Here is a 21,233-nt window from a genome sequence, read left to right on the forward strand (position 1 = left end):
GACCGGGGCCGTCGAGGTCATGGACCGGCTATGGCATTTCGGCGGCTGGGAGGTGACCCAGACCCACGACTCGCTGCGTCCCTACCTGCTGGAAGAAACCTACGAACTGCTCGACGCCATCCAGCACGAAGACGCCGACACCATCAAGGAAGAACTCGGCGACCTGCTGCTCCAGGTGCTCTTCCACTCCCGGATCGCCGAAGCCGCAGGCGAATTCACCGTCGATGATGTCGCGGCGGCCTTGGTCGCCAAGCTCGTCAACCGCAGCCCGCACCTGATCGATTCCGGCATCGCGCCCGACGCCACCGTCGAGGAGAAGATCGCCGCCCAGGAACGCGCCTGGGAGGAACGCAAGTCCGCCGAGAAGGCGCGCCGCTCCTGCCTCGACGGTATCGCGATGGCCCAGCCCGCCCTCGCCCTCGCCGAGAAGATCGTCTCCCGCAGCACCCGCGCGGGCCTTCCCGACGACCTGATCCCCGCCGACCTGCGCGTTGTCCACCTCGGCGGCCCCGACAGCGCCGAAGAACGGCTCCGCAAAGCCACCCTCGCCTTCGCCGTCACCATTCGCAATGCGGAAGACGCCGCCGAATCCGCCCGTGGCACCCGCACCGCCCTGACGCCCGCCGACTGGCGCCACTTCTGGCCGCCCTGAGGAACTGGTTCGGTCCGAATCGGCGGTTCGCCGCCCGGACGCGCCCGCGGTGGCGTTCCTACCCAGGTTCTGAGGCGCTGAACTGAGCGCCGCGCGCGGCTGAATTCGCGGTGGGGCGGGGGCTCGGCGCGTAGCGTTGGGCGGGTCGATGGCGGCTGGTTGGGGTGCGCCGGTGCCCCTCGAGCGGGAGGTGTCGGATGCTGAGTGTGTTCTCGTCGCCTGGTCACTATGTGCAGGGGCGCGATGCCTCGGCGGCATTGGGGGAGGAATTGCGCCGGTTGGGGATCGAGGGGCCGGTGTTGATCGTCGCGGGGAGCAGTGCGCGGCGGTTGCTGTCCGCGACGTGGGAGCGGTCGTTGGGGGAGGCGAAGATCGAGTATTCGGTGCATCCCTCCGGCGGGGAGTGCAGCAGGGCGGAGATCGCGCGGATCACCGACGCCGTGCGGGCCGGTGGCAGTGCGGCGGTGCTCGGCGCCGGTGGCGGGAAGGTGATCGATTCGGCGCGGGCGGTGGCCGACGATCTGGGGCTGCCGATGATCAGCTGTCCGACCACCGCGTCGAGTGACGCGCCGTGCAGCGCGCTGTCGGTGATCTACACGGACGCAGGGGAATTCGAGGCGTATCAGCTGGTGCGCCGCAATCCCGCGCTGGTGCTGGTGGATACCTCCGCCATCGCGCAGGCTCCCGCGCGGCTGCTCGTCGCTGGTATGGGCGACGCGCTCGCCACCTGGTTCGAGGCGCGCACCTGCCTCGCCGGACACGTGCGCAACATGCGCGGCGGCGCGTCCACCCGCAGTGCCGGTTCGCTCGCCGAATTGTGTTACCGCACTTTGCTCTCCGACGGACCGCAGGCGTTGGCCGCGGTGCACACAAAGACCGTCACCCCGGCGCTGGAACGCATCGTCGAGGCCAACACCTTGCTCTCCGGCCTCGGCTTCGAATCCTCCGGCCTCGCGGCCGCGCACGCGGTGCACAACGGACTCACCGCCGCACCGCAGACCCACCCGTACCTGCACGGCGAAAAGGTCGCCTTCGGCGTACTCACCCAGCTGGTGCTGGAAGGCGCGCCCGCCAACGAGATCGACACCGTCCTGGACTTCTGCGACCACGTCGGCTTGCCGACCTCCCTCGCCGACCTCGGCCTCGCCGACGCCGACCGGGAAACCCTGTCCGCCATAGCGACTCGCGCCACCGCACCGGGCGAGACGATCCACAACGAGCCGTTCACGGTGGACGCGACAATGGTGTTCGACGCTCTACTCGCTGCGGACGCCCTCGGCGGTCGCTGATTCGGCGACACTCGGCGGCTGACGATTCGAAAGCGCTCGGCGGCCGCTGGTCCGAACGGGCTCGATGGTCTGCTGGTCCGAATGGCCTCGGCGGCTGCTGATCTGGACAAGGTCGGCGGCTGCTGATCTGGACGTGGTTGGCGGCCGCTGGTCCGAATGGGGCTCGGCGCTGCTGATCTGGAGGGGGTTGGCGGCCGCTGGTCCGAATGGGGCTCAGCGCTGCTGATCTGGACAAGGTCGGCGGCTGCTGGTCCGAACGGGCTCGGCGGCCGCGATGCTCCTTCGCCCCGGGCACATCCGGGCGGACGAAGCCCTACTTGCGCGGCAACCCCCGCGCCGTGGTGAACGCCCCCACCGTGATCACCTTGTCGCAGACGCGAAACCTCTCCACGGGCCCGGTGTGCAGATCGACGAGCGGAGTGGTCAACGCCACGGTCTGGTCCGGCGGGACGACTCGGATGGCACGCATATCGGCGCAGGTCCCACCCGGTTCGCCGCGGAAAACGAACTCCGCCGCGGTCGATTCGCCGGGGTCGAGCGTCTGCACCGCGCGGGGCGCCGCCGCGGTCGGCGGCACCGGCTCGGTTCGCGCACCGAAGAGTGTGTCATTGTTCACAAAATCCACGCCCGGATGGCCGAACACCGTGCAGGTGCGTCCCGACGCGTTGGTCAGCACCAGGTAGGCGCGGACGGTCCCGCCGCCGCCCTGCGGCCCCGCCACCGAGCGCAGCGAGAGCTCGGCGCTTCGGCACCGCAGCGGGTCGTCCGGCACCCCCGTCGTGGACTGCGCACCCGCCGCCTTCGCGGTCGTGGTCGACGCCCAGATCGCGTCGTCGGCGCCGTATTCGCGCGGACTCGCGCACGCCGCGCAACCGACCAGCACCCCCACGCAGGCAACGCCGATCGCGACCGTCCGCATGCCCATCAGAACCCCCTCCGAACACCGGCGCGCACCGGCCGTCTCGAGTCGCCCGCAGCGTATCCGACGCGCGGCCTGTACACCGAAACCTCACCTTCCCGCAAGCTTGTCGTCACAACTTGGCGGGAAAGCCGTTGGTAGGGGTTCGCTATCCTGGCTGGAACCCGAAGCCGATGGCGGGCCATCCGCCGGGAGGGACGTTCGGTCCGGTGCGCATCAGCAGAGTCGCGGAGCATCCGCGACCGGATCACGTGTTGTTCCATTTCAGTGACACCCACCTCATCGCCGGTGACGGCGAGCTGTACGGGGATGTGGATGCCGAGCAGCGTTTACGCAGGCTGCTCGGTCAGGCAGCGGCCAGCCGCATCCGCCCGACGGCACTGGTGTTCACCGGCGATCTCGCCGACCGCGGCGAGCCTGGCGCGTACGAGAAGCTACGCGCGCTGGTCGAGCCGTTCGCGCGGCACGTCGGCGCGCCGGTGGTCTGGGTGATGGGAAACCACGACGATCGCGGGGTGCTGCGGCACACGTTGCTCGACGAGGCGCCATCGACGAAGCCGTTCGATCGCGTGCACATGATCGACGGATTGCGCATCATCGCGCTGGACACCTCGGTGCCGGGACACCACCACGGCGAGATCTCCGACGAGCAGCTGGCCTGGCTGAGCGACGTGCTCGCCGAGCCCGCGCCGTTCGGCACCATCCTGGCCATGCACCACCCGCCGGTGCCGTGCGTGGTCGACCTGGCCGTCACGGTGGAGCTGCGCGACCAGCGCAGGCTCGCCGACGTGCTGGACGGCACCGACGTGCGCGCGATCCTCGCCGGTCACGTGCACTTCTCCACCTACGCGACGTTCGCGGGCATCCCGGTCTCGGTCGCCTCGTCCACCTGCTACACGCAGGATCTGGCCGCCGCGACGGGCGGACTGCGCGGCCGCGACGGCGCCCAGGCCTTCAACTTCGTGCACGTCTATCCGGACACGGTCGTGCATTCGGTGGTCCCGATCGACGTGGGCGCGACCGTCGGCGAGCCCGCCACCCCCGAGGAGGCGGCGGCGAAACTCGCCGAGGCGGGCATCGCGATTCCACCCGCGGGCCGCATCCCGCACGTCATGCGGCGCCGGGAGCCGACTCCGGAAGCGGACGACGAGGCGGTGCACTGAGCCGTTCCCATGGCGCCGGATCCGGGAACCAGTCCGCGAGGAATTCCGAAACTCGTTGGACTCGTTCGGATTCCGGCACCTCGGGGAAGCTGCCGTCGTTGAGGCAGAAGAAGTCGACGTCCCGCACGGCGGCCAAGTGGTCGAGCAGCGCGAGCCCGTCGCGGCTCGTGGTGTCGACGTAGCGCATGCGCGCCGCCTCCTGCGGTACCGCGCGACCGGTCAGCAGCGCGTAGTAGTGGTACAGCGAGTTGGTGACGGAAATGTCGGTGGCCGAACGGAATCGGCTCGCCATGGTGCGCGCGAAGTCGGCGCCGAACTCCGCCTCCATCTCCAGCAGCACGCTGCGCCGCAACGGCGCGGGGGTGTGCTCGAGGTGCCGGGTGATGACGTGCCCCAAGCGATCGGCGAGCAACGCGCGGTTCACCCGCGCCGCGTTCTCGAATCCGCTGCGGCGCTCGTTGTTCCGGCCCGGCCCGATGCGGGTGTCCGCCTCGATGAACCGGCTGATGCCGCCCGGCGTGAAGAACATCTCGGGCCGCACCGGCCTGGCGAAGAACATGTCGTCGTTGGAGTACAGGAAGTGCTCGCTGAGCCCCTCGATGTGCTGCAACTGGCATTCCACCGCGTGCGAGTTGAAGGTCGGCAGCGCCGCGGGCTCGCTGAAGTGCTCGATCGCGGGCACGATAGTGACCTTCGGGTGCTCGCTCAGCCAGTCGGGGACCGCCGAATCGGTGGCGACGAAGATGCGGCGGATCCACGGCGCGTTCTTGCGCACCGAACGCATGGCGTACTTCAGTTCATCGATCTGGCGGATCCTGGCGTCCGCGTCGTCGCCCTCACCGACGACGACCTGTGTCATCAGGCCCGCGCGCCGGGCGCGGAATTCCGGGTCCGAGCCGTCCACCCAGGAGAAGACGATGTCGATGTCGAAGGCGACATCGGTGGCCTGCGGCGCGAACATGTCGGCCAGGGTCGGCCACGTCCGGTCGAACAGCCGGATCTGGGTGAACTCCACGTCGGCGAGGTCGAAGACGCTGCGGGTCAACGCGTTGGGCCGCGGGCATTCGACGGTGTCGCCGTGGTACTCCCACAGCTCCAGCTCGACGTGATGCGCCGGATCGGCGTCGCGGCCGAGCCGGAAAACCTGGTGACCGACCTCCGCGACCGCGAAGCCCGCGGCGCGCGCGGCGTCCGTCACGCGGTGCACCATGCCGCGGTGCGCGGCGTCGGCGGCCAGGATCAGCCGGTGCCCGCTGTCCTTGATCAGCAGAAACGGCACCTCCGCCGCGGCGAGCTGGCCGCGCAGGTAACCGAGATCCGCGATCGCGGCCTCCGAGACCGCCAGATTGCTCGCCGCGATCGCGACGGTGTCGTATCCCACCCGAGCCGTGCCGGGATCCCAACCCCCTGGATTCACTGCCCTGTCCATATTCGCCTCCCTTTGGGCCGTTTCCGACGATGCGCCCGTACTTTCACCCGCACCGCACCGGGAGCCGAGCGAGGTCCCGGCGACGCCGACGCGTCGCAGGACGTGCCCGATGCGGTGCGGAGTCAGAAATGCGGAGCCCTGCCGTAGTGCAGGAACGCGGTGATTCGCGGAAGTCCTGACGATCGGTACACCATCGTTCTCACCTCACTCACGGCCGGACGCGGGAAGCGTTCGTATGGATGGGGAGTGTTGACCGGGCTCGCGGGGCGATGGGACCTAGCGCGGCCGGGAGCAACACGCAAGGCCGGACAGTCATCGGCCGGCTGATCGGAGAACCCCCGCTGAACAGGGGGTTGCTACTGAATGATGCATCCGTGGCGGCGGTCCGTCAATCGAAAACCGGCACGGATACGGGACCGGGCCGCGACGATGTCCATCCGCCGAGAAATTAGGGTAGCCTTGCCAAATCAAAAGCGGCTATCGGCGCGAGCCGGGAAGGAGCGGGCGCGGTGCGCGTAGTCATTCTGTTCGGGTCGGAGATGGGTACTTCCGAAACCGCGGCCGGGTGCGTCGCGGACGAGCTGGCGGGCGCGCACGAGGTCTCGGTCTACGACATGACCGACTTCGACGTCGACGATCTGGACGTCGCCGCCTTCCACGTCGTCGTCTGCTCGACCTACGGCGACGGTGATCTGCCGACCGGCGCGGAGCCGTTCTTCGACGCCCTCGACGCGCGCACGCCCGATCTGACCGGTTTGCGCTTCGCGGTGTTCGGCCTCGGCGATTCCGTCTACGGCGACACCTTCAACCGCGGTGGCGAGATCGCGGCCGAGAAGCTGACCGCTCGCGGCGCGACCCAGGTCGGCGAGCACGCGCGCCACGACGCGTCCACCGAGGTGCGCGTGCGCGACATGGCGCGTGAGTGGGCGCGGTCGCTGCCCGTTCTCGAATTCGCTTCGGCCTGAACGAACTCGCCGCTTCATCGATTCACCGGGGCGTTGCGCGGAGTGTGCCGGAATTAGGTTTGCCTACCCCAGCGTGCAAGTGACACAACGCAAGCGGACGAACAGCAACCGCTTCGGTGAAAGAACTTAAGGTCCCGCCGGACAAACGGCACAGCGCCAGCGCGCATGTGTCCCAGCACCTTAGACTGCTATCAGTGCGACACAGCCCGTCGCGCGCGACGATCCATGAGGTGACGAAGATGGCAGCCGGAGCGAGCCCTGCGCAACGACAAGACCACTCGACCGATCATCCCGAACTGGACGTGTTGCCGGAATGGCCGCAGGAAACGATCGCCGTGTTGGTCACCACCGACCCGGCGCCGCATGCGATTCCGGTCTCCTGGCCGGTGCGCGCCGGTGACCGGCGGATTCTGATCAGCCTGAAGTTCGACCGTGGTTCGCTGGCCCGGCTGCGGGAACGGCCCGAGGTCGCGTTGCTGATCCTCGGCGGCGGCAATGTCGCGCTGTGCGCGCGTGGCACGGCCAAGGTGATCGCCGAACAGATGCCCGACGCCGAGGATTACGTCGCGGTGCAGATCGATGTCGCGGTGATCGACGATCACCGCCAGTCCGCGTTCACGGTGGACAAGAGCATTCAGCGCACCGTGCTCGACGCGAGCGAATTGCACGCGTTGCAGGGCCGCGTCGCCACGCTGCGCGGCTGGTCCGACGACCAGAACTGAACCGGTACAACGAGAAAGGCGGCGCCCGCGCGCCGTACGGGAAGGGATCATGAGCGTCACACTCGCCAAGGGCGGAAACGTTTCGCTGTCCAAGCAGGCGCCGAACCTGACCAAGGTCGCGGTGGGACTCGGCTGGGACGTGCGCACCACGACCGGTGCGGACTACGACCTCGACGCGAGCGCACTGGCCACCGGCCCGAACCTGAAGGTGCTCTCCGATCAGCACTTCGTGTTCTACAACAACCTGCGTTCGCCCGAGGGCACCATCGAGCACACCGGCGACAACCTCACCGGTGAGGGCGAGGGTGACGACGAGGTGATCAACGTCGATCTCGCGGCGACGCCGCCGGCGATCACCAACATCTTCTTCCCGGTGTCCATCCACGACGCCGACGCGCGGGGGCAGTCGTTCGGTCAGATCCGCAACGCCTTCATCCGCGTCGTCGACGCCACCACCGGCGCCGAACTGGCCCGCTACGACCTCACCGAGGACGCGTCCACCGAGACCGCCATGGTGTTCGGCGAGCTGTACCGGCACAGCGGCGAGTGGAAGTTCCGCGCCATCGGCCAGGGCTACGCGTCCGGTCTCGCGGGCATCGCCCGCGATTACGGCGTCAACATCTGAGCGGTCGGCCCCGGCGAGATCAGCTGGGGCTCGACAGCTTCTCCGGCAGGCGTTGCGGGTACGCGTGCGCCATGTCGTCGAGTAGACCGAAGTAGCGCCGCACCATGAGGACGGCGGTGGTAGCCAACCCCGCGGTGAGCCCCCACCAGACGCCCACGGCGCCGAGGTGCAACGGGAAAGCCAGCAGCAGGGCGGTGGGCAGGCCGACCATCCAGTAGCCGATCAGCGATAGTCGGAAACCCGCTTGGGTGTCCTTCAGCCCGCGCAGCAAGCCGGTGCCGATGTTCTGCGCGGCGTCGAAGAACTGCAACACGATGCCGATCAGCAGTAGAGTTCGAGCGATCTCGATCGTCGCCGTGTCGCCTGGCTCCAGGAACGGGCGCAGCACCGCGCCCGGCGCGAGCACGTACACCGCGCCGGTGATCGCGGCGACGATGCCCGCGTAGCGCAGCGCCAGCCAGGCCAGCGCCTTGGCGTGCTGGTATTCGTCGCGCGCCTCCGCGTGACTGACCAGGATGGACGCGCCGTGCGAGAGCCCGATCGCCACCTGGAACACGATGTAGATGATCTGGTAGACGACGTTGTGCGCGGCCAGCGCGGCCGGTCCGATGCTGCCCATCACGAGCGCGAGCACCGAGAACATGCCCGCCTCGGACCCGTAGGTGAGCGCGATCGGGGTGCCGAGCTTCAGCTCCGAGACGACCGTCGCACGGTGCACCGGCCACGGCCGGATCGACAGGGTGGGACCGAGTCGCGAATCGTGGCGCACCATCGCCCAGAACACGCCGAAGGTGATCAGGAAGACCAGCGAGGTCGCCACGCCGATGCCGGTCAGGCCGAGCGCGGGCAGCCCGGCCCAGCCGTGGATGAAGGCGAGGGCCAGCCCCAGATTCAGCGCGACCGAACCCAGCGTCACCAGCAGCAGAGCCTGCGGACGCTGCATGCCCACCGTGTACTGGCGAAGCACCTGGAACCAGAGGCAGGGCAGCAGCCCGGGAGCCAGCGCGACCATGAGCGGCCGCGCGTCGGCGAGCACCCCGGCGTCCTGGCCGAGCCACTGCAACGACCAGCCGAGCCCGATGAGCACCGCGCCGCCGAGCAGACCGGCCACCGTCGCGATGAGGAAACTCGACCGGACCACCTCGCGCACCTCGCGGTCGGCGGAATCGCCGCGCTTGTCCGCCGCGCTCACCGCCGACGCGATCTGGTTGCCGGTGCCGGTGATCAATCCGACGCACATCGTCCGGATCTGGTTGAACAGCACGATCGCCAGGCCGCCCGCCGCCACCTGGCGTACCCCGAGGGTGCCCATCAGCGCGATGTTGGTCGTGGAGACCGCGATCTGGGCCAGCTGGGTCAGTGCGATCGGCGTCGCGAGGGCGGCGAGCCGACGACCGTCTGCGCGGAACTCACCCAGGTTCACCGCGCCTCCACCAACTGCTTTCGGCGGGCGGGGGAGTAGCGATCGAGCAGACCGAGCACCTCGCGCTCGGAGTCGGCGTCGAGCAGATCGCGGTCGTTCATCCAGTCGTCGTCGAAGACGGTGTCCAGGTACTTCTCGCCGCCGTCGCAGACGATGGTGACCACCGTCGAGCCCGCCGGGAACTGCTCGAGCCTGGTCAGCCCCGCGTACACCGAGCCGCCCGCCGAACCGCCCAGCATCAGGCCCAGCTTCTTGGCGACGGCGCGGGCGGTGGCGAAGGCCGCCACATCGGACACCTTCACGCCTTCGTCGAGCAGCGAGTAGTCGACCGCGGTGCCGATGGTGGCGCCGGGCGGCGTGCCCGTGCCGGATTGCCAATACGGTCCGCCAGGCCCGCCGAAGGCGATGGAACCCACCGGTTCCACCCCGATCACGTGCGGCGGACAGCCCAGCTGGCGCAGCCGGGTCGCGGTGCCGAACAGCGAACCGCCGGTGCCGACCGCCGAGAGCAGGATGTCGACCCGCTCCACGTCCTCGAGCAACTCCTCGGCGACGGCGTAGTAGCCGACCGCGTTGGCGTCGTTGTTGTGCTGTTCGGTGAAGTAGGCGTCGTCCTGCGCGGCGGCCATCGCCTCGGCGAGGTCCTCCCGCGCCGAAGTGGCCAGGTTGTCGTCGCCCTCGTCGGCGACGTACACCAACTCCGCACCCATCGCTCGCATCGCGCGCAGCTTGTCCTTACATGCGTGGTGGTCGACCACGGCGGTGAAGCGGTACCCGCGTTCGGCAGCAACCACCGCCAAGCCGAGCCCGGTGTTACCGGACGTGGATTCGATGATATGCCCGCCACTCGGCAGCAAACCGCGCCGCTCGGCGTCGAGCACCATCTCGCGCGCCATCCTGATCTTGGCCGCGCCCGTCGGATTGAACTGTTCGAGTTTGAGCAGCAATCGGGTGCCGGTCGCGGTGGTGGCCAGCTCGAAGAGCGGTGTGCGACCGATCAGGTCCGTCACGCGCGTGACGACAGGCATGAAAGTCTCCTATCCAGGGGCGACCCGGCTCAGGGATCGCCTGCCCGCGCTGCGAGGTTGCGGTGAGCGCGGTGCGATGGTGAGTTGTCGTTCTCGTTGTTGATTACCCGGCGTCGAGCGTCCAGCGCAGCCGATCTTCCCGGCCGTCGGAGAGCACGACCTTCGGCGGGATCGGCAGTTCGTGGAAGGCGGACTCGTTCGAATCCATCTGATAGCCGGCGGTGTTCGGATAGACGAGCAGATCGCCCTCCTCGGCTCGCCTCGGCAGCGGGACGCGCCGCCAGCTGAGCATGTCGGATTCCAGACAGCTCGCGGCGCCGACGCTGGTCGGCGTCGGTTCGCCGGAGCTCGATGGCCAGAGCACCGGATCGGGCAGGTACTCGCTGTCGAACCACTGCTCGGACAGGCTGAGGCTGGTGCCGTCGACGGTGAGCAGCTGGTACGGCTGCCCGTCGGCGTGCCGGATCTTGCTGCCCTGCACACGGAAGACGGTGCTGCCCGCGCGATCGAGCAGCGCCCGGCCGGGCTCGACGGCCAGGCGAATATCTTTGTCGCGCAGGCGGCGAGCCAGGTCACCGTGGGCAAGGATCTCCGAGAGCATGGCGGGCCCCGGCGCGGGGAAGTGGTATGGGTAGTACGAACCGAACGACTTCCCGGCGTGGAACCACGACCGGTCGACGCCGTCGGTGAACTCGCGCCACGCGCGCTCCGGCACGTAGTCGACGCCGAATCCGCCGCCGATCGAGATCGTGCCGACCGGATGCCCGAGTTCGCGCGCCGCCGCGCAGCGGTCGATCAGGTCGGCGGCCTGCTCGGCGCGGGCGATCGCGTCGTAGCCGGAGAGGTGAAAGCTGAAACCTTCCAACTGAATCGGCTCCAGTCCGCGCGGTCCGGCCGCTGCGATCACCGACTGCGCCCGGTCCAGCTCGTCCTCGGTCATCCCGAACCGGCTGGCCGAGCCCGCGGGCAGCACCCGGAGCAGCACCCTCGCCGGATTCGCGGCGGAGGCGATCGCGCCGAGGCGGTCGAGCTCGCCGAGGCTGTCCACCGCGATCAGCGCACCGTGGCGCACGGCGAGCCACAGCAGGTCGTCGGACTTCGCCGGGCCGGTGACCATCAGTTCGCCACCGCGCACGCCCGCCGCGAGCGCCGCCGTCAGCTCGCCGACGCTGGACACGTCGACGCCCGCGCCGTTCTCCGCGCAGGCCCGCGCCACGCACGCTGCCTTGTTCGCCTTCTTGCCGTAGTAGACGAGCCCGTCGACGCCCGCCCGCGCGAACGCGTCGCGGAAGCCGCGGATGTTCTCCGCCACCCGCGCGGGATACATCAGATGGAACGGTCCGCCGACCGCGAACGCGATATCGGCGAGCAGGTGCGGGTCGGCGAGCACCCGGCGCTCCCAGTCGTCGATGTGCGCAGTCATCGCGGGAGCCACGATGCCCGGTGCGCGCTCGGCCGGTTCGTCGGCGATCTCCTCGACGAGCAGCTCGAGGAAGACGTCGGAATCGGTGTCGTCCCAGTCTGGTTCGGGGTAGTCGTCGAAATCGTCGGGGTCCGAGGTGTGCGCTTCGCCGGTCGACTCCGCTTCAGCGTCCGCGGTGAATGGGACGTCTCCTTGCGGCGACATCGTGCCGTCCTCGAGCGCTGTCGCTTCGGTACCGAGTGCTGACGCACCCTCGTCGAGCGGACTCGCCTCGGCGTCCGCGGGGGACGGCGTTTCCGCCTGCGGCGATGTGGTGGTGGCCTCCAGCGCCCTCGCTGCAATATCGAGAGGCGACGTGTCTGCCTCGGGCGCCGCCGCCTCGGTATCGAAGGGCGACGCTTCAGGGGCCAGTGTCCGCGCATCGGTGCCGACGGGGTGCTTTACGCCGTGGTCGAGGGCGGATGTGTCGGCGTCGAGTTGTGTTGCCTCGGTATCGAATGGTGATCCGTCATCGCCGAGCCCGTGCGCTCCTGTGTCGAGCGGACTCGTCTCGGCGTCCGCGAGGACCGGCGTGTCCGCGTGAAGCGGCGCGGTGGCCTCCAGCGCCCTCGCTTCGGCATCGGGTGGCGGCATGTCTGCGTCGGGCGGCGAGGAGGCGGCGCCGACCGGTGACGTTTCCGTGTCGGGCGGCGTTGTGCCGTTGCGGCGAAGGGCCGTGCCGGTCTCGGGCGGCGTGATCTGGTCGGACGTCTGCGGGTCGGACAGGATCGGCGGCGTGCCGAAGTCGGTTGGCGCCACGGTGTCCGCGAGGGCGTCGGCCGGGCGGGGCGTGGCATGTTCGCGGGTTCGGCTCCCGCGGGCACCGCCTCTCGCCTTGCGGGGCGCGGCGATGTCGAACAGCACCATGGCGTCCGGGTCGACGACCTCCGGCTCGACGGCGGCCTCTAATCCCACAGGGGCACCTCCGTGCCGCGGCCTTCGGCGATGGCGCGTTCGGCGAGCGCGTGCGCGACGGCGACGTCGGTGAGGACGAGGCCGCTGTTGTAGACGAAGATCTTCTCCTCGTCCGAGCGCCGCGCCACGGCCCTGCGATTGAGGATCTGCGGCAGTTCGGCGTCGACCGCGCGCAGCGTGCCGTCCGGGCCGACCATGTCGGTGCCGGTGAGCTGCATCTGTTCGGCGCTCGTCGCCACCACCCGGTCCGCCTCGACCAGCGCCGACGGCGCGAGGCCGTAACCGACCAGCACGGCGGTCGAGCCGGGCGCGAGATCCTCGGCCTCCAAGGCCACTTCGGTGCCGGGGCCCGCGGTCGCCAGCACCACGTCGGCGTGGGCCGCGGCGGCGCGCGGATCGGCGACGGTTTCCAGCAGCGCCTGCGGATTGTGCTCGGCGAGCTGCTGATGCACCGCGGCGAGACCGTCCGAGTGCGTTCCGTACACCATCAGCTTGCGCAGCTGCGGATTCGCGGCGAGCAGATGCGGCAGCGCGTTACGGCCCTGGGTTCCGGTGCCGATCAGCAGCACGCTCTCCGCACCGCGGCGCATGGTCTCGCGCACCAGCAGCGCGGAGACGGCCGGTGTGCGCAGCGCGCCGACCCGCGCGCAATCCATCATGGCGATGGGCGCGCCGGTGCTGTCGTCGTAGAGCGTGATGGTCGTGTAGTACCGCTTGGTGCTGCGGTCGTGGCCCGGATCGAACTTGTACGAGGTCTTCATGGCGACCACGCGCCGCCTGCCGTCGCGGCCGAGCATGGCGTAGGCCACCGACCAGCCGTCCGGATTGGCGACGCTCAATTTGCGCGGATTGTCCGAATCTCCTGCCGCGAAAGCCAGATACGCGTCTTCGACCGCACGCACCACGTCGCCCGGCGTGATGGGGACGTCGGCGAGGTCGCTACGGCTCAGCACGCGCAGCGGCGTGCTCCGATCACGAGTGTTCAACGGTTCCTCGATCATCTGGTGTTGTGTCCCGCTCTGCATCCGCTCGGCCAGTTCCCATTCGGAACGGGGCGACTGTTCGTTGCCCGTAACCATTCTCATGGGCCTCGGCGGCTCGGCGCCGACGTTCGGGCAGGCGGATGTTGACCCGCTTGAGCCAGCGGTCGGTGCCGTCGTAACGCGCGGTGAACGGTACCCGACCGTGCACGGCTACGTCATTGTCCACCAGCAACAATTCGCCGGGCGCCAGGGCGGCGGTGTGGCACACCCGTTCGAGTTCCGCGGTGAGCCGGGCGTAGGCTGCGCGAAAATCGGGGTCCGCGTCGTCGAGCGGGGTGTAGGCCGGGTCGTAGCGCAGAGTCGGATCCGTTGTTCCCGAACCGGTTTCGGACTCGGACCATACCGTGGGGATAGGCGGCGGAGTGAACCGTTCGTGGCCGCTGCCGTAGGAGACGTCGGGCAGGATCGGCAGTGTCGGGGTGCCGAGCAGCCGGTACTCGTCCTCGGTCAGTTCGACCTGCCGCACCGAGGACACCGTGGTGCCCACCATGTCCGGATTGCGTAGGCAGGCGAGCACAAGCAGGTTCGCGCGGTCGGGGTGGAAGGCGTCTTCGGTGTGCGGGCTGAGCAGCGTCTTGCTGCTCGCGCCGGACTGCTCGTCTTCGTGGCCCGGCGTGGGCACGATGTTGTTGACCAAGCGTCCGTCTTGTTGCCCGGACCAGCCGAACGGTTCCCCCGCGCAGCGCGCGAGCAGCAGCATGGCGATGTCGAGCTGAAAGGAGTTGCCGCGCTGCGGATCGCCGCTCCACCGGGCGGCTTCGCGCCAGCTCGGCGGCGTCGGACCGAACTCGTCGTCGGTCAACGGCAGCCCGCGCACGATGGTCGCGCCCGCGCGGCCCGCTGGCGGGCGCATGGCGAGCCGGACCGAGTCGGGCAGTTCGTGCGCGCCCGCTTCGACCAGCGCGATGAGCGCCGGATCGACCAACGTCCGCGTCATCGTGGCCGCGCCGCCGGGACGGCGGTGAATTGTGCTACAAATCTCACGCGCGAGCTCACGCACCGCACGCCCGGCGTCCGGGGGCAGCTCGCGTCGTTCGATGTCCTGCGGGTGAAGCGTCTTACGTTCGGAGAGAACGCTTTTCACCGGGGATTCCCTTCTTCGCATCGGGTCGAAAAGCGGGTGGGGACGATTCGATCTGCGAAGCTAGCGCTTCTCGCGCGCTTAAGCAAGGCTAACCTAAGCGAGTCGGGAAAATAGCGAAAACGTATCGAAAAGCCTAGGTCTGGCTCGGGGCGTGCGCCGGACATTCGTCGGCAACTGCCGCCCAGCGCTCGCGTCCATGCGCTGATCGGCGGATACGCACTGGTAGGCAGCGTATTTAGGCTAGCCTGTCCTAGCCTTGTAGTGTCGGGTCTCGGACCCGCAGTGAACGATGAGGGAAGGCGGCACGGATGGGTTTCAACCGACGGCAACTTCTGCGCTCGAGCGCCGGAGTCGGAGCGCTACTTTTTGTCGCGGCCTGTACCGACAGTGTCGATCCGAGCGGCCCCGCGCGGCGCGGCGGAACCCTGCGTGTCGGCGCGCTCGGCACCGCGGCGCGCATCGAACGCGACCCGCACGCGAACCTCAGCAACGACAGCGATTTTCTGATCACATCGCTTGTCTACGACGCATTGACCGTGCCGTCCGCCGAGCCGAATACCGCTGCGCGCCTTGCGACTTCGTGGGAGCCGGATGCGGCGCAGCGGCGCTGGGCGTTCACCGTAGCGGAGGGCGCCACCTTCCACGACGGAGCGCCGGTTACTGCCGAGGACGTGGTGTGGTCGCTGCGCAGATTGCGCTCGGTGGGCGGCGCGTCGAAGATGCCCGTCGCGGCCGAGGACATCACCGCCGACGGCCCGAACCGGGTCGCGCTCACCGTCCCGGAGCCGAATTCCCAACTGCCACTGCTGATTCGGCTGATGACGTTTACTGTGAGAAAGGACACTACGGACTTCACCAAGGCGAACGGCACCGGTCCGTTCCGGCTCGAGTCCTTCCAAGGCGGCAACGCCCGGCTGGTGCGCAACGAGAACTGGCACGGCGCGGGCGCGGAACCGCGACTGCCGTTGCTCGACGCCATCGAGGTGACGATGTTCGAAAGCGTGACGGCACTGGGTAATGCGGTGCTCGGCGGGCAGATCGATCTGGCGTCCAACGTCGGCGCGATCGCGGGGCGCACCGCGGAGGGTCGCGGTGATCTTCGAGTGGTGCGGCGCGCGAACGACACCATGCTCGGCGTGGCGATGCGCACCGCCGACGGTCCGTTCGCCGATCCGCGGGTGCGCACCGCGGTGCGGCTCGGCGTCGATCGAAAGGCGTTGGTGGATCAGGTGCATTCGGGCTACGGCACGATCGCCAACGACATAATGGGTACGGCGGACCCGACGTACGACGCGAGCATCCCGCAGCGCACGCGCGATATCGAGCGCGCGAAAACCCTGCTGCGCGAGGCGAATTTCGACACCGGACGCAGTTACCCGCTGGTGACCAAGCCGGAGGCGCCTGGCGAGGTCGAGTCGGCGAAGGTGATCGCCACCCAGCTCGCCGAGATCGGTCTCCGGTTGGACGTGGTCGAGCAGGAGTCCAACGCCTTCTACGACCGCACCTGGTTGCAGGCCCCGCTCTACACCGTCTCCTGGGGCACCAACGATTCGACGATGTTCTACGCGAGCAAACTCATGTCCAGCGGCTCCAATCGCAACGAAACCGCCTTCAAGGACACCGAATTCGATGCGGCGACGGCCGCGGCGCTGGCCGCCGCCGACCCGGCCGAGCTCGAAAAGGCCAGTCGCCGTGTGCAAGCCATCCAGCACGAGCGCGGCGGCTACCTGGTGTGGGGCATGGCCGACGGCATCGATATCGCCACCAGCGCGGTGCGTGACCTGCCGACGCTCGGTGGCTTCGGGCGGGTGCAGCTCGAACGGGTCTGGCTGGCGTGACGACCTTCGCCCGACTTCTGCTCCGGCGCGTCGCCTTGCTGCTCGCGCTGCTCGCCGCGGTGTTCGTGGCCGTGGATCTGTTGCCGGGCAATACCGCCCGCGCGGTCCTCGGCAGGGAGGCGACGCCGGAGCAGGTCGCGGCGAAGGAGCGCGAGCTCGGACTCGACCGGCCGATCGTCGTACGGTTCCTGGACTGGATATCCGGTGTCGCGACCGGCGATTTCGGTCGTACCGCGCGCGGCAGGTCGATCAACGAACTGCTCGCGGCCAAGTTTCCGCCGACCCTGCTGCTCGGCGGCATAGCGCTGACGGTGACGGTCCTGGCCTCGGTGCTGCTCGGCGCTTGGTGGGCGACGCGCTCCCGAGGCGTCGCCGCGCGGGTGTTGCAGCCGGGTAGCACGGTCGCGGCGGCCGTTCCCGAGTTCGTCCTGGCGACCTTGCTGATCATGGTGTTCTCGTTGGCGACGGGCTGGCTGCCCGCGGTCACCATCACCGGCCGCTCCGGCTTCCCGGTGAGCGCGGACATGCTGGTGCTGCCGGTGCTCGCGCTGGCCATCCCGCAGATCGGCTGGAACACCCGGGTGGTGCGCGCCGCGCTGGCCGACGCCGCCCGCGCGCCGCACGTCGAAAGCGCGGTGCTGGACGGACTTTCGACGCCGCACGTGCTGTCCCGCTACCTGCTGCCGTTCGCCGCGCCGACCATCGTCGCCAGCTTCGCCACCACCGTCGGCATGCTGCTGGGCGGCGCGCTGGTGGTCGAGACCATCTTCAACTACCCGGGTCTCGGCGCGGTGCTCGCCGGGTCGGTGGCCGATCGCGACACGTCGGTGGTCGCGGCGGTGGTCGCGCTGTCGGGAGTGGTCATCATGCTGATGCTGGCGGTGGCCGACGGAATTCGCGCCTGGTCGTTGCGGGGACGGCGATGAGTTGGAGGGGGAATGCGATGACGCGGCTACGACTGCTGATGGTGCTGCCCGGTCTGCTGGTGATCCTGATCGCCGCGGTCGGCCCCGCGCTCGCGCCGCGGTCCGCCGAGCAGGCAGTGGGCATACCGTTCGCCGACCCGGGCGCCGACGCCCCGCTCGGCACCGACCGGCTCGGCCGCGATGTGCTGAGCCATCTGCTGTACGGGGGTTGGGGTCTGCTGCTGCTCGCCGCCGTGATCGCCGTGCTGGTGACGGCGGTGTCGAGCGTGCTCGGCGCGGTCGCCGCACTGCGGGCGCGGGTCGGCGCGGTGATCGAGACCGCGACCGATCTCGCGATGCTGGTCCCGGCGGTGCTCGGCATCCTGCTCGTCCTCACGACCTGGCCGGACGCGGGTGTTTACGGACTGATCGCGGTCGCGCTGCTGTTCGGAGCGCCGTACTGCGCACGGGTCTTCGCCGCCGCCGCGGCGGGCGTCGCGGCCACCGGCTACGTCGAAGCGGCGCGCGCGAGCGGAGAAACTCTCGCCCACTTGGTCTTTCGTGAGGTCCTGCCGAATCTGCGCGAAGTGCTCGCCGCCCAACTCGGCCTGCGCTTCGTCGCCGCCGTCTACCTGGTCAGCACCGCCTCCTTCCTGCACCTGCCCACCACCCTCGGCGCGAGCAACTGGGCGGTCATGGTCCGCGACAACGCCTCCGGCATGCTGCTCAACCCGTGGTCGGTCCTCGCGCCGAGCCTCGCCATCGCCGTCGTCGCCGTGAGCGTGAACCTCGCGGTCACCGAATTCGGGCGCGGCAGACGGGTATCGGCGATGATCGATACGGCGGGTGTCCGGCAGGGTGACGGCCCCGGCCCGGCTGCGAGCACGGTGTTCGACGAGGGGACCGATGTCGCCGTGGGTTCGGCGGCCGCGAAGCTGTCGGAGGTCACGGGCAAGGACAACGGTCGATTTGCCGTGCCGGACGATGTCAGGGTTGACGGTGTGTCCGCTGTATCGGACGACGGTGGCAACTCGCACGACGGCGGCAGCGAACCGGACGCGCTCGTGATCGTCGACGGCCTCTTCGTGCGAGGGCCGGCCGGGCAGGAGTTGGTCGAGCCTGTTTCCCTGCGGATGCGGCCGGGCACGGTAACCGCGCTGACCGGTCCGTCGGGATCGGGCAAGACGACCCTGATGCGGGCGCTGCTGGGCCACTTGCCGCCCGGAGCGGTCCTGACCGCGGGCACGGTCACGGTGGCCGAACAGAAGGTGTTCGCACTGGATCCGGCCGAGCTGCGGCATTTTCGGCGTACGCGTATCACCTACGTCGGCCAAGACCCCGGCTCCGCGCTGAATCCGCTCATGCGCGTGCGAACCCTGCTCGCCGAAGTCGCGCAGGATCGCTCCGAATCCGCCCTTGTCGAAGCCTTGGCGGCGGTCGGCCTCTCCGCCGAGCACCTGCGCCGCCGCCCGGCCGAACTATCAGGCGGTCAGCAACGCCGGGTCGCCCTGGCCAGAGCCCTGGTCCGCCGCAGCGACGTTCTGGTGCTCGATGAACCGCTGGCGGGACTGCACGGCGCACTACGCTCCGAAATCGGCACCCTCTTGGGCGATCTCGCGAACCGCGGAACCACGATCCTCCTCTCCGGCCACGACACCGCCGCCATCCACGCCATCGCCGACCAGGTGATCGAGATCGGCACGCCTCCGCGCCGCACCGCCGCGCCGGATTCCCACGCGGACCGCCATTTTCCGCCGTGGCCCACCGCCGCGCCGCAAACCGACGCAGGTCCACTGTGCGAAGGCATCGCCGAGGCGACAAACCGCACCGGCTCCGCGGCGCACGATGGGGGTTGCACTGCCCGCGCCCACGCGGATGCCGACACCACCGCGGCCGACAACGAGACCGCCGATGCCGATTCCTCCGCACGCCCGGACGCAGGCACTGCCTCCGCCGCTGCCGCGACAGGGCCGAACCTGCCGAGCGCAGACGGCAGCGAGACCGGACCGGATGCCCGCCCGCTCGAGGCATCCACCGCACGGCCGGATGCAGCGGCGACACAGTCGGCCGAACCGGAGACTGCCGCGCTCCGCGACTCACAGCCCCCGATCGCCCTGCGCGCCAGCGGAATCAGCGCCACGATCGGCGAACACCAAGTGCTCGCCGACATCGACCTCGCGCTCACCGCGGGCTCCGCGCTCGCGGTCGTCGGCGCTTCCGGCGCGGGCAAGACCACCCTCGCCAGGGTGATCGCCGGTCTCCGCGCGGCCGAGGGCGGTTCGCTCCTCGTGGCGGACAATCCGATCGAGATCGGCGGTAAGCGGCGAATCGGGCGCGGCGGCAACGGCATTCAACTCGTTCCGCAGAACCCGATGTCCGCGCTGAACCCGCGTCGCACCGTCGCCCAAACCCTCGGCAGGCCGCTGCGCCGTGTCGCGCGCGTCCGGAAAAGCGCGGCACCGCAACGGATCACCGAACTACTCGACGCGATGGAGCTGCCCGCGGCATTGGCGGCGCGGTACCCGCACGAACTGTCCGGCGGCCAACGTCAGCGGGTGGCGCTCGCCCGTGCCCTCGCCGCCGAGCCCTCGGTGCTGATCTGCGACGAGATCACCTCGGCCCTCGATCACGCGACCGCGGCCTCGATCATGGCCCTGCTGGACCGGATTCGCGCCGACCGCGGCACCGCCCTGCTGGTGATCACTCACGACATGAATCTGGTGGCCGGACACTGCGCCGAACTGGTCGTGCTCGATCAGGGTCGCATCGTCGAATCCGGTCGCACCGCCGAAGTACTCGCCAATCCCGTCGAACAGGCCACCCATGATCTGCTGGTTTGAGCGGTGACGCGCGCCTCACCGCCGTCCGCGAACGATCGCGGGTGATCTTCGCGACCGGCGAAACGGGAGCACCGCCGCGGATCTGGATGATGGAAGAGTGCTCCCGAAGAAGACCGGCGCTGTCGCCGCCGCACTGCTGGCCCTGGTGCTCGCCGGTTGCGGCATCGGCCCCGATCTGCCGCCCATCCCGGAAGGTATTCCGCCCGGCCCCGGCTCCCCGCTGCCGCTGATCGACGTGGACGGACCCGGCCGCACCGCACTGCAATTGCGCGGCTGGGCGGGAGATCAGGCCGACACCCTCGGCATCCCGCATGTCGCCCTGGAGGCGTACGGCTATGCCGCCGCGGTGATGGCCAGGTCGCGGCCCGGCTGCGGCATCGCGTGGACCACCCTCGCGGGCATCGCCAGTGTGGAGAGCAAACACGGCACGCACCGCGGTTCCGACGTCGACGATCACGGCACCGTCGTCCCGCCGATCATCGGCATCCCGCTGGACGGCTCACCGGGCGTCGCGCTGATCCGTGACACCGACGGCGGAAGACTGGACGGTGACCAGACCTACGATCGCGCGGTCGGTCCGTTGCAGTTCATCCCGGAAACCTGGAAGCGCTGGGGCGTCGACGCCAACGGCGACGGCGTGATCGACCCGCAGAACATCGATGACGCCGCGCTCACCGCCGCGCGCTACCTGTGCGCCAGCGGCGGTGATCTCACCTCCGAGCGCGGTTGGCAGCAGGCGCTGATGACCTACAACCAGTCCACCCGCTACCTGCTGACCGTTCGTGATCGTGCCGCCGCCTACAGCGTCGGCCGCCGGGTGTGAGCGCCTGACCGCACCGGTGCCCCGGAGTGCCGGTTACCTCGTACGCGGCGGGGGCGCTAGGCTCGGCACCGCACGGCCCATCCGTGAGACCTACCGTGCCAGCAGCCG

Annotated in this window: 17 protein-coding genes; 10 read left to right on the forward strand and 7 right to left on the reverse strand. The window is 69.5% G+C overall.

Going from position 1 to position 21,233, the window contains the following annotated elements; all coding sequences use genetic code 11:
- Window positions 1-19 precede the first annotated feature (19 nt).
- Both AB0H49_RS11945 and AB0H49_RS11950 read left to right on the forward strand, forming a co-directional pair.
- A complete protein-coding gene (locus AB0H49_RS11945) occupies window positions 20-652 on the forward strand; it encodes a MazG family protein (RefSeq protein WP_357250961.1) in 633 nt (210 codons plus the stop codon).
- Between the two features lie 197 nt (window positions 653-849).
- A complete protein-coding gene (locus AB0H49_RS11950) occupies window positions 850-1,941 on the forward strand; it encodes a glycerol dehydrogenase (RefSeq protein WP_357250306.1) in 1,092 nt (363 codons plus the stop codon).
- Between the two features lie 313 nt (window positions 1,942-2,254).
- Here AB0H49_RS11950 and AB0H49_RS11955 read toward each other — a convergent pair whose 3' ends face one another.
- Window positions 2,255-2,866: a DUF4232 domain-containing protein gene (locus AB0H49_RS11955; RefSeq protein ID WP_357250308.1), complete on the reverse strand. Its 612-nt coding sequence runs from the start codon at window positions 2,864-2,866 to the stop codon at window positions 2,255-2,257.
- Between the two features lie 203 nt (window positions 2,867-3,069).
- Between AB0H49_RS11955 and AB0H49_RS11960 the strand changes: the two genes are divergently transcribed.
- The gene (locus tag AB0H49_RS11960) at window positions 3,070-4,023 is read left to right on the forward strand and encodes a phosphodiesterase (RefSeq protein ID WP_355002021.1); all 954 of its coding nucleotides are present in this window, start codon (window positions 3,070-3,072) and stop codon (window positions 4,021-4,023) included.
- On the opposite strand, the gene AB0H49_RS11965 is transcribed toward AB0H49_RS11960, so the two are convergent.
- Window positions 3,971-5,452: a stealth family protein gene (locus AB0H49_RS11965; protein WP_357250310.1), complete on the reverse strand. Its 1,482-nt coding sequence runs from the start codon at window positions 5,450-5,452 to the stop codon at window positions 3,971-3,973. The two genes, AB0H49_RS11960 and AB0H49_RS11965, sit on opposite strands and share 53 nt — an antisense overlap.
- A 509-nt stretch (window positions 5,453-5,961) precedes the next feature.
- Here AB0H49_RS11965 and AB0H49_RS11970 point away from each other — a divergent pair.
- The 3 genes from AB0H49_RS11970 to AB0H49_RS11980 all read left to right on the forward strand — a co-directional run bounded on the left by AB0H49_RS11970 (window position 5,962) and on the right by AB0H49_RS11980 (window position 7,764).
- Window positions 5,962-6,417: a flavodoxin domain-containing protein gene (locus AB0H49_RS11970; RefSeq protein WP_357250313.1), complete on the forward strand. Its 456-nt coding sequence runs from the start codon at window positions 5,962-5,964 to the stop codon at window positions 6,415-6,417.
- A 239-nt stretch (window positions 6,418-6,656) separates the two neighbouring features.
- A complete protein-coding gene (locus AB0H49_RS11975; protein WP_357250964.1) occupies window positions 6,657-7,139 on the forward strand; it encodes a pyridoxamine 5'-phosphate oxidase family protein in 483 nt (160 codons plus the stop codon).
- Window positions 7,140-7,188: 49 nt separating this feature from the next.
- Window positions 7,189-7,764, forward strand: coding sequence for a TerD family protein (locus AB0H49_RS11980; RefSeq protein ID WP_355002017.1), 576 nt, complete (start codon window positions 7,189-7,191; stop codon window positions 7,762-7,764).
- 19 nt (window positions 7,765-7,783) lie between these two features.
- Here the strand turns inward: AB0H49_RS11980 and AB0H49_RS11985 are convergent, their stop codons facing one another.
- The 5 genes from AB0H49_RS11985 to AB0H49_RS12005 form a co-directional block, all read right to left on the reverse strand.
- Entirely contained in the window at window positions 7,784-9,187 is a 1,404-nt protein-coding gene (locus tag AB0H49_RS11985; protein WP_357250317.1) for an MATE family efflux transporter, read from the reverse strand.
- On the reverse strand, window positions 9,184-10,215 hold the full coding sequence (locus tag AB0H49_RS11990; RefSeq protein ID WP_357250320.1) for a cysteine synthase family protein: 1,032 nt from the start codon (window positions 10,213-10,215) through the stop codon (window positions 9,184-9,186). Before AB0H49_RS11990 ends, AB0H49_RS11985 begins: the two co-directional genes overlap by 4 nt.
- Window positions 10,216-10,318: 103 nt before the next feature.
- Complete coding sequence (locus tag AB0H49_RS11995) at window positions 10,319-12,592, reverse strand: Y4yA family PLP-dependent enzyme (protein ID WP_357250323.1); 2,274 nt, start codon at window positions 12,590-12,592, stop codon at window positions 10,319-10,321.
- Window positions 12,583-13,593 (reverse strand): ornithine cyclodeaminase family protein, encoded by a 1,011-nt coding sequence (locus AB0H49_RS12000; RefSeq protein ID WP_357250326.1) that lies wholly within the window; start codon window positions 13,591-13,593, stop codon window positions 12,583-12,585. The genes AB0H49_RS11995 and AB0H49_RS12000 overlap by 10 nt, the downstream gene beginning before the upstream one ends.
- Window positions 13,565-14,719 (reverse strand): TauD/TfdA family dioxygenase, encoded by a 1,155-nt coding sequence (locus AB0H49_RS12005; RefSeq protein WP_357250328.1) that lies wholly within the window; start codon window positions 14,717-14,719, stop codon window positions 13,565-13,567. Before AB0H49_RS12005 ends, AB0H49_RS12000 begins: the two co-directional genes overlap by 29 nt.
- 308 nt (window positions 14,720-15,027) lie before the next feature.
- On the opposite strand from AB0H49_RS12005, the gene AB0H49_RS12010 reads away from it, so the two are divergent.
- The 4 genes from AB0H49_RS12010 to AB0H49_RS12025 all read left to right on the forward strand — a co-directional run bounded on the left by AB0H49_RS12010 (window position 15,028) and on the right by AB0H49_RS12025 (window position 21,125).
- Entirely contained in the window at window positions 15,028-16,557 is a 1,530-nt protein-coding gene (locus AB0H49_RS12010) for an ABC transporter substrate-binding protein (RefSeq protein ID WP_357250331.1), read from the forward strand.
- Complete coding sequence (locus tag AB0H49_RS12015) at window positions 16,554-17,483, forward strand: ABC transporter permease (RefSeq protein WP_357250334.1); 930 nt, start codon at window positions 16,554-16,556, stop codon at window positions 17,481-17,483. The genes AB0H49_RS12010 and AB0H49_RS12015 overlap by 4 nt, the downstream gene beginning before the upstream one ends.
- A 17-nt stretch (window positions 17,484-17,500) precedes the next feature.
- Window positions 17,501-20,302 carry an ATP-binding cassette domain-containing protein gene (locus AB0H49_RS12020; RefSeq protein WP_357250337.1) on the forward strand — a complete coding sequence of 934 codons (2,802 nt, stop codon included), beginning with the start codon at window positions 17,501-17,503 and terminating at the stop codon, window positions 20,300-20,302.
- Between the two features lie 97 nt (window positions 20,303-20,399).
- Window positions 20,400-21,125, forward strand: a complete 726-nt coding sequence (locus AB0H49_RS12025; RefSeq protein WP_355002008.1) for a lytic murein transglycosylase — start codon at window positions 20,400-20,402, stop codon at window positions 21,123-21,125.
- The last annotated feature ends 108 nt before the right edge of the window (window positions 21,126-21,233 follow it).

The sequence above is a fragment of the Nocardia sp. NPDC050713 genome, from assembly GCF_040654315.1.
Lineage (GTDB): Bacteria > Actinomycetota > Actinomycetes > Mycobacteriales > Mycobacteriaceae > Nocardia.

Bases quoted from the DNA above. Each gene is read 5' to 3' on its own strand.
- AB0H49_RS12020 (WP_357250337.1), top strand. From the start codon at position 17,501: ATGACGCGGCTACGACTGCTGATGGTGCTGCCCGGTCTGCTGGTGATC.
- AB0H49_RS12010 (WP_357250331.1), top strand. From the start codon at position 15,028: ATGGGTTTCAACCGACGGCAACTTCTGCGCTCGAGCGCCGGAGTCGGA.
- AB0H49_RS11965 (WP_357250310.1), bottom strand. From the start codon at position 5,452: ATGGACAGGGCAGTGAATCCAGGGGGTTGGGATCCCGGCACGGCTCGG.
- AB0H49_RS12000 (WP_357250326.1), bottom strand. From the start codon at position 13,593: ATGATCGAGGAACCGTTGAACACTCGTGATCGGAGCACGCCGCTGCGC.
- AB0H49_RS11945 (WP_357250961.1), top strand. From the start codon at position 20: ATGGACCGGCTATGGCATTTCGGCGGCTGGGAGGTGACCCAGACCCAC.
- AB0H49_RS11990 (WP_357250320.1), bottom strand. From the start codon at position 10,215: ATGCCTGTCGTCACGCGCGTGACGGACCTGATCGGTCGCACACCGCTC.
- AB0H49_RS11950 (WP_357250306.1), top strand. From the start codon at position 850: ATGCTGAGTGTGTTCTCGTCGCCTGGTCACTATGTGCAGGGGCGCGAT.
- AB0H49_RS11975 (WP_357250964.1), top strand. From the start codon at position 6,657: ATGGCAGCCGGAGCGAGCCCTGCGCAACGACAAGACCACTCGACCGAT.
- AB0H49_RS11955 (WP_357250308.1), bottom strand. From the start codon at position 2,866: ATGGGCATGCGGACGGTCGCGATCGGCGTTGCCTGCGTGGGGGTGCTG.
- AB0H49_RS11980 (WP_355002017.1), top strand. From the start codon at position 7,189: ATGAGCGTCACACTCGCCAAGGGCGGAAACGTTTCGCTGTCCAAGCAG.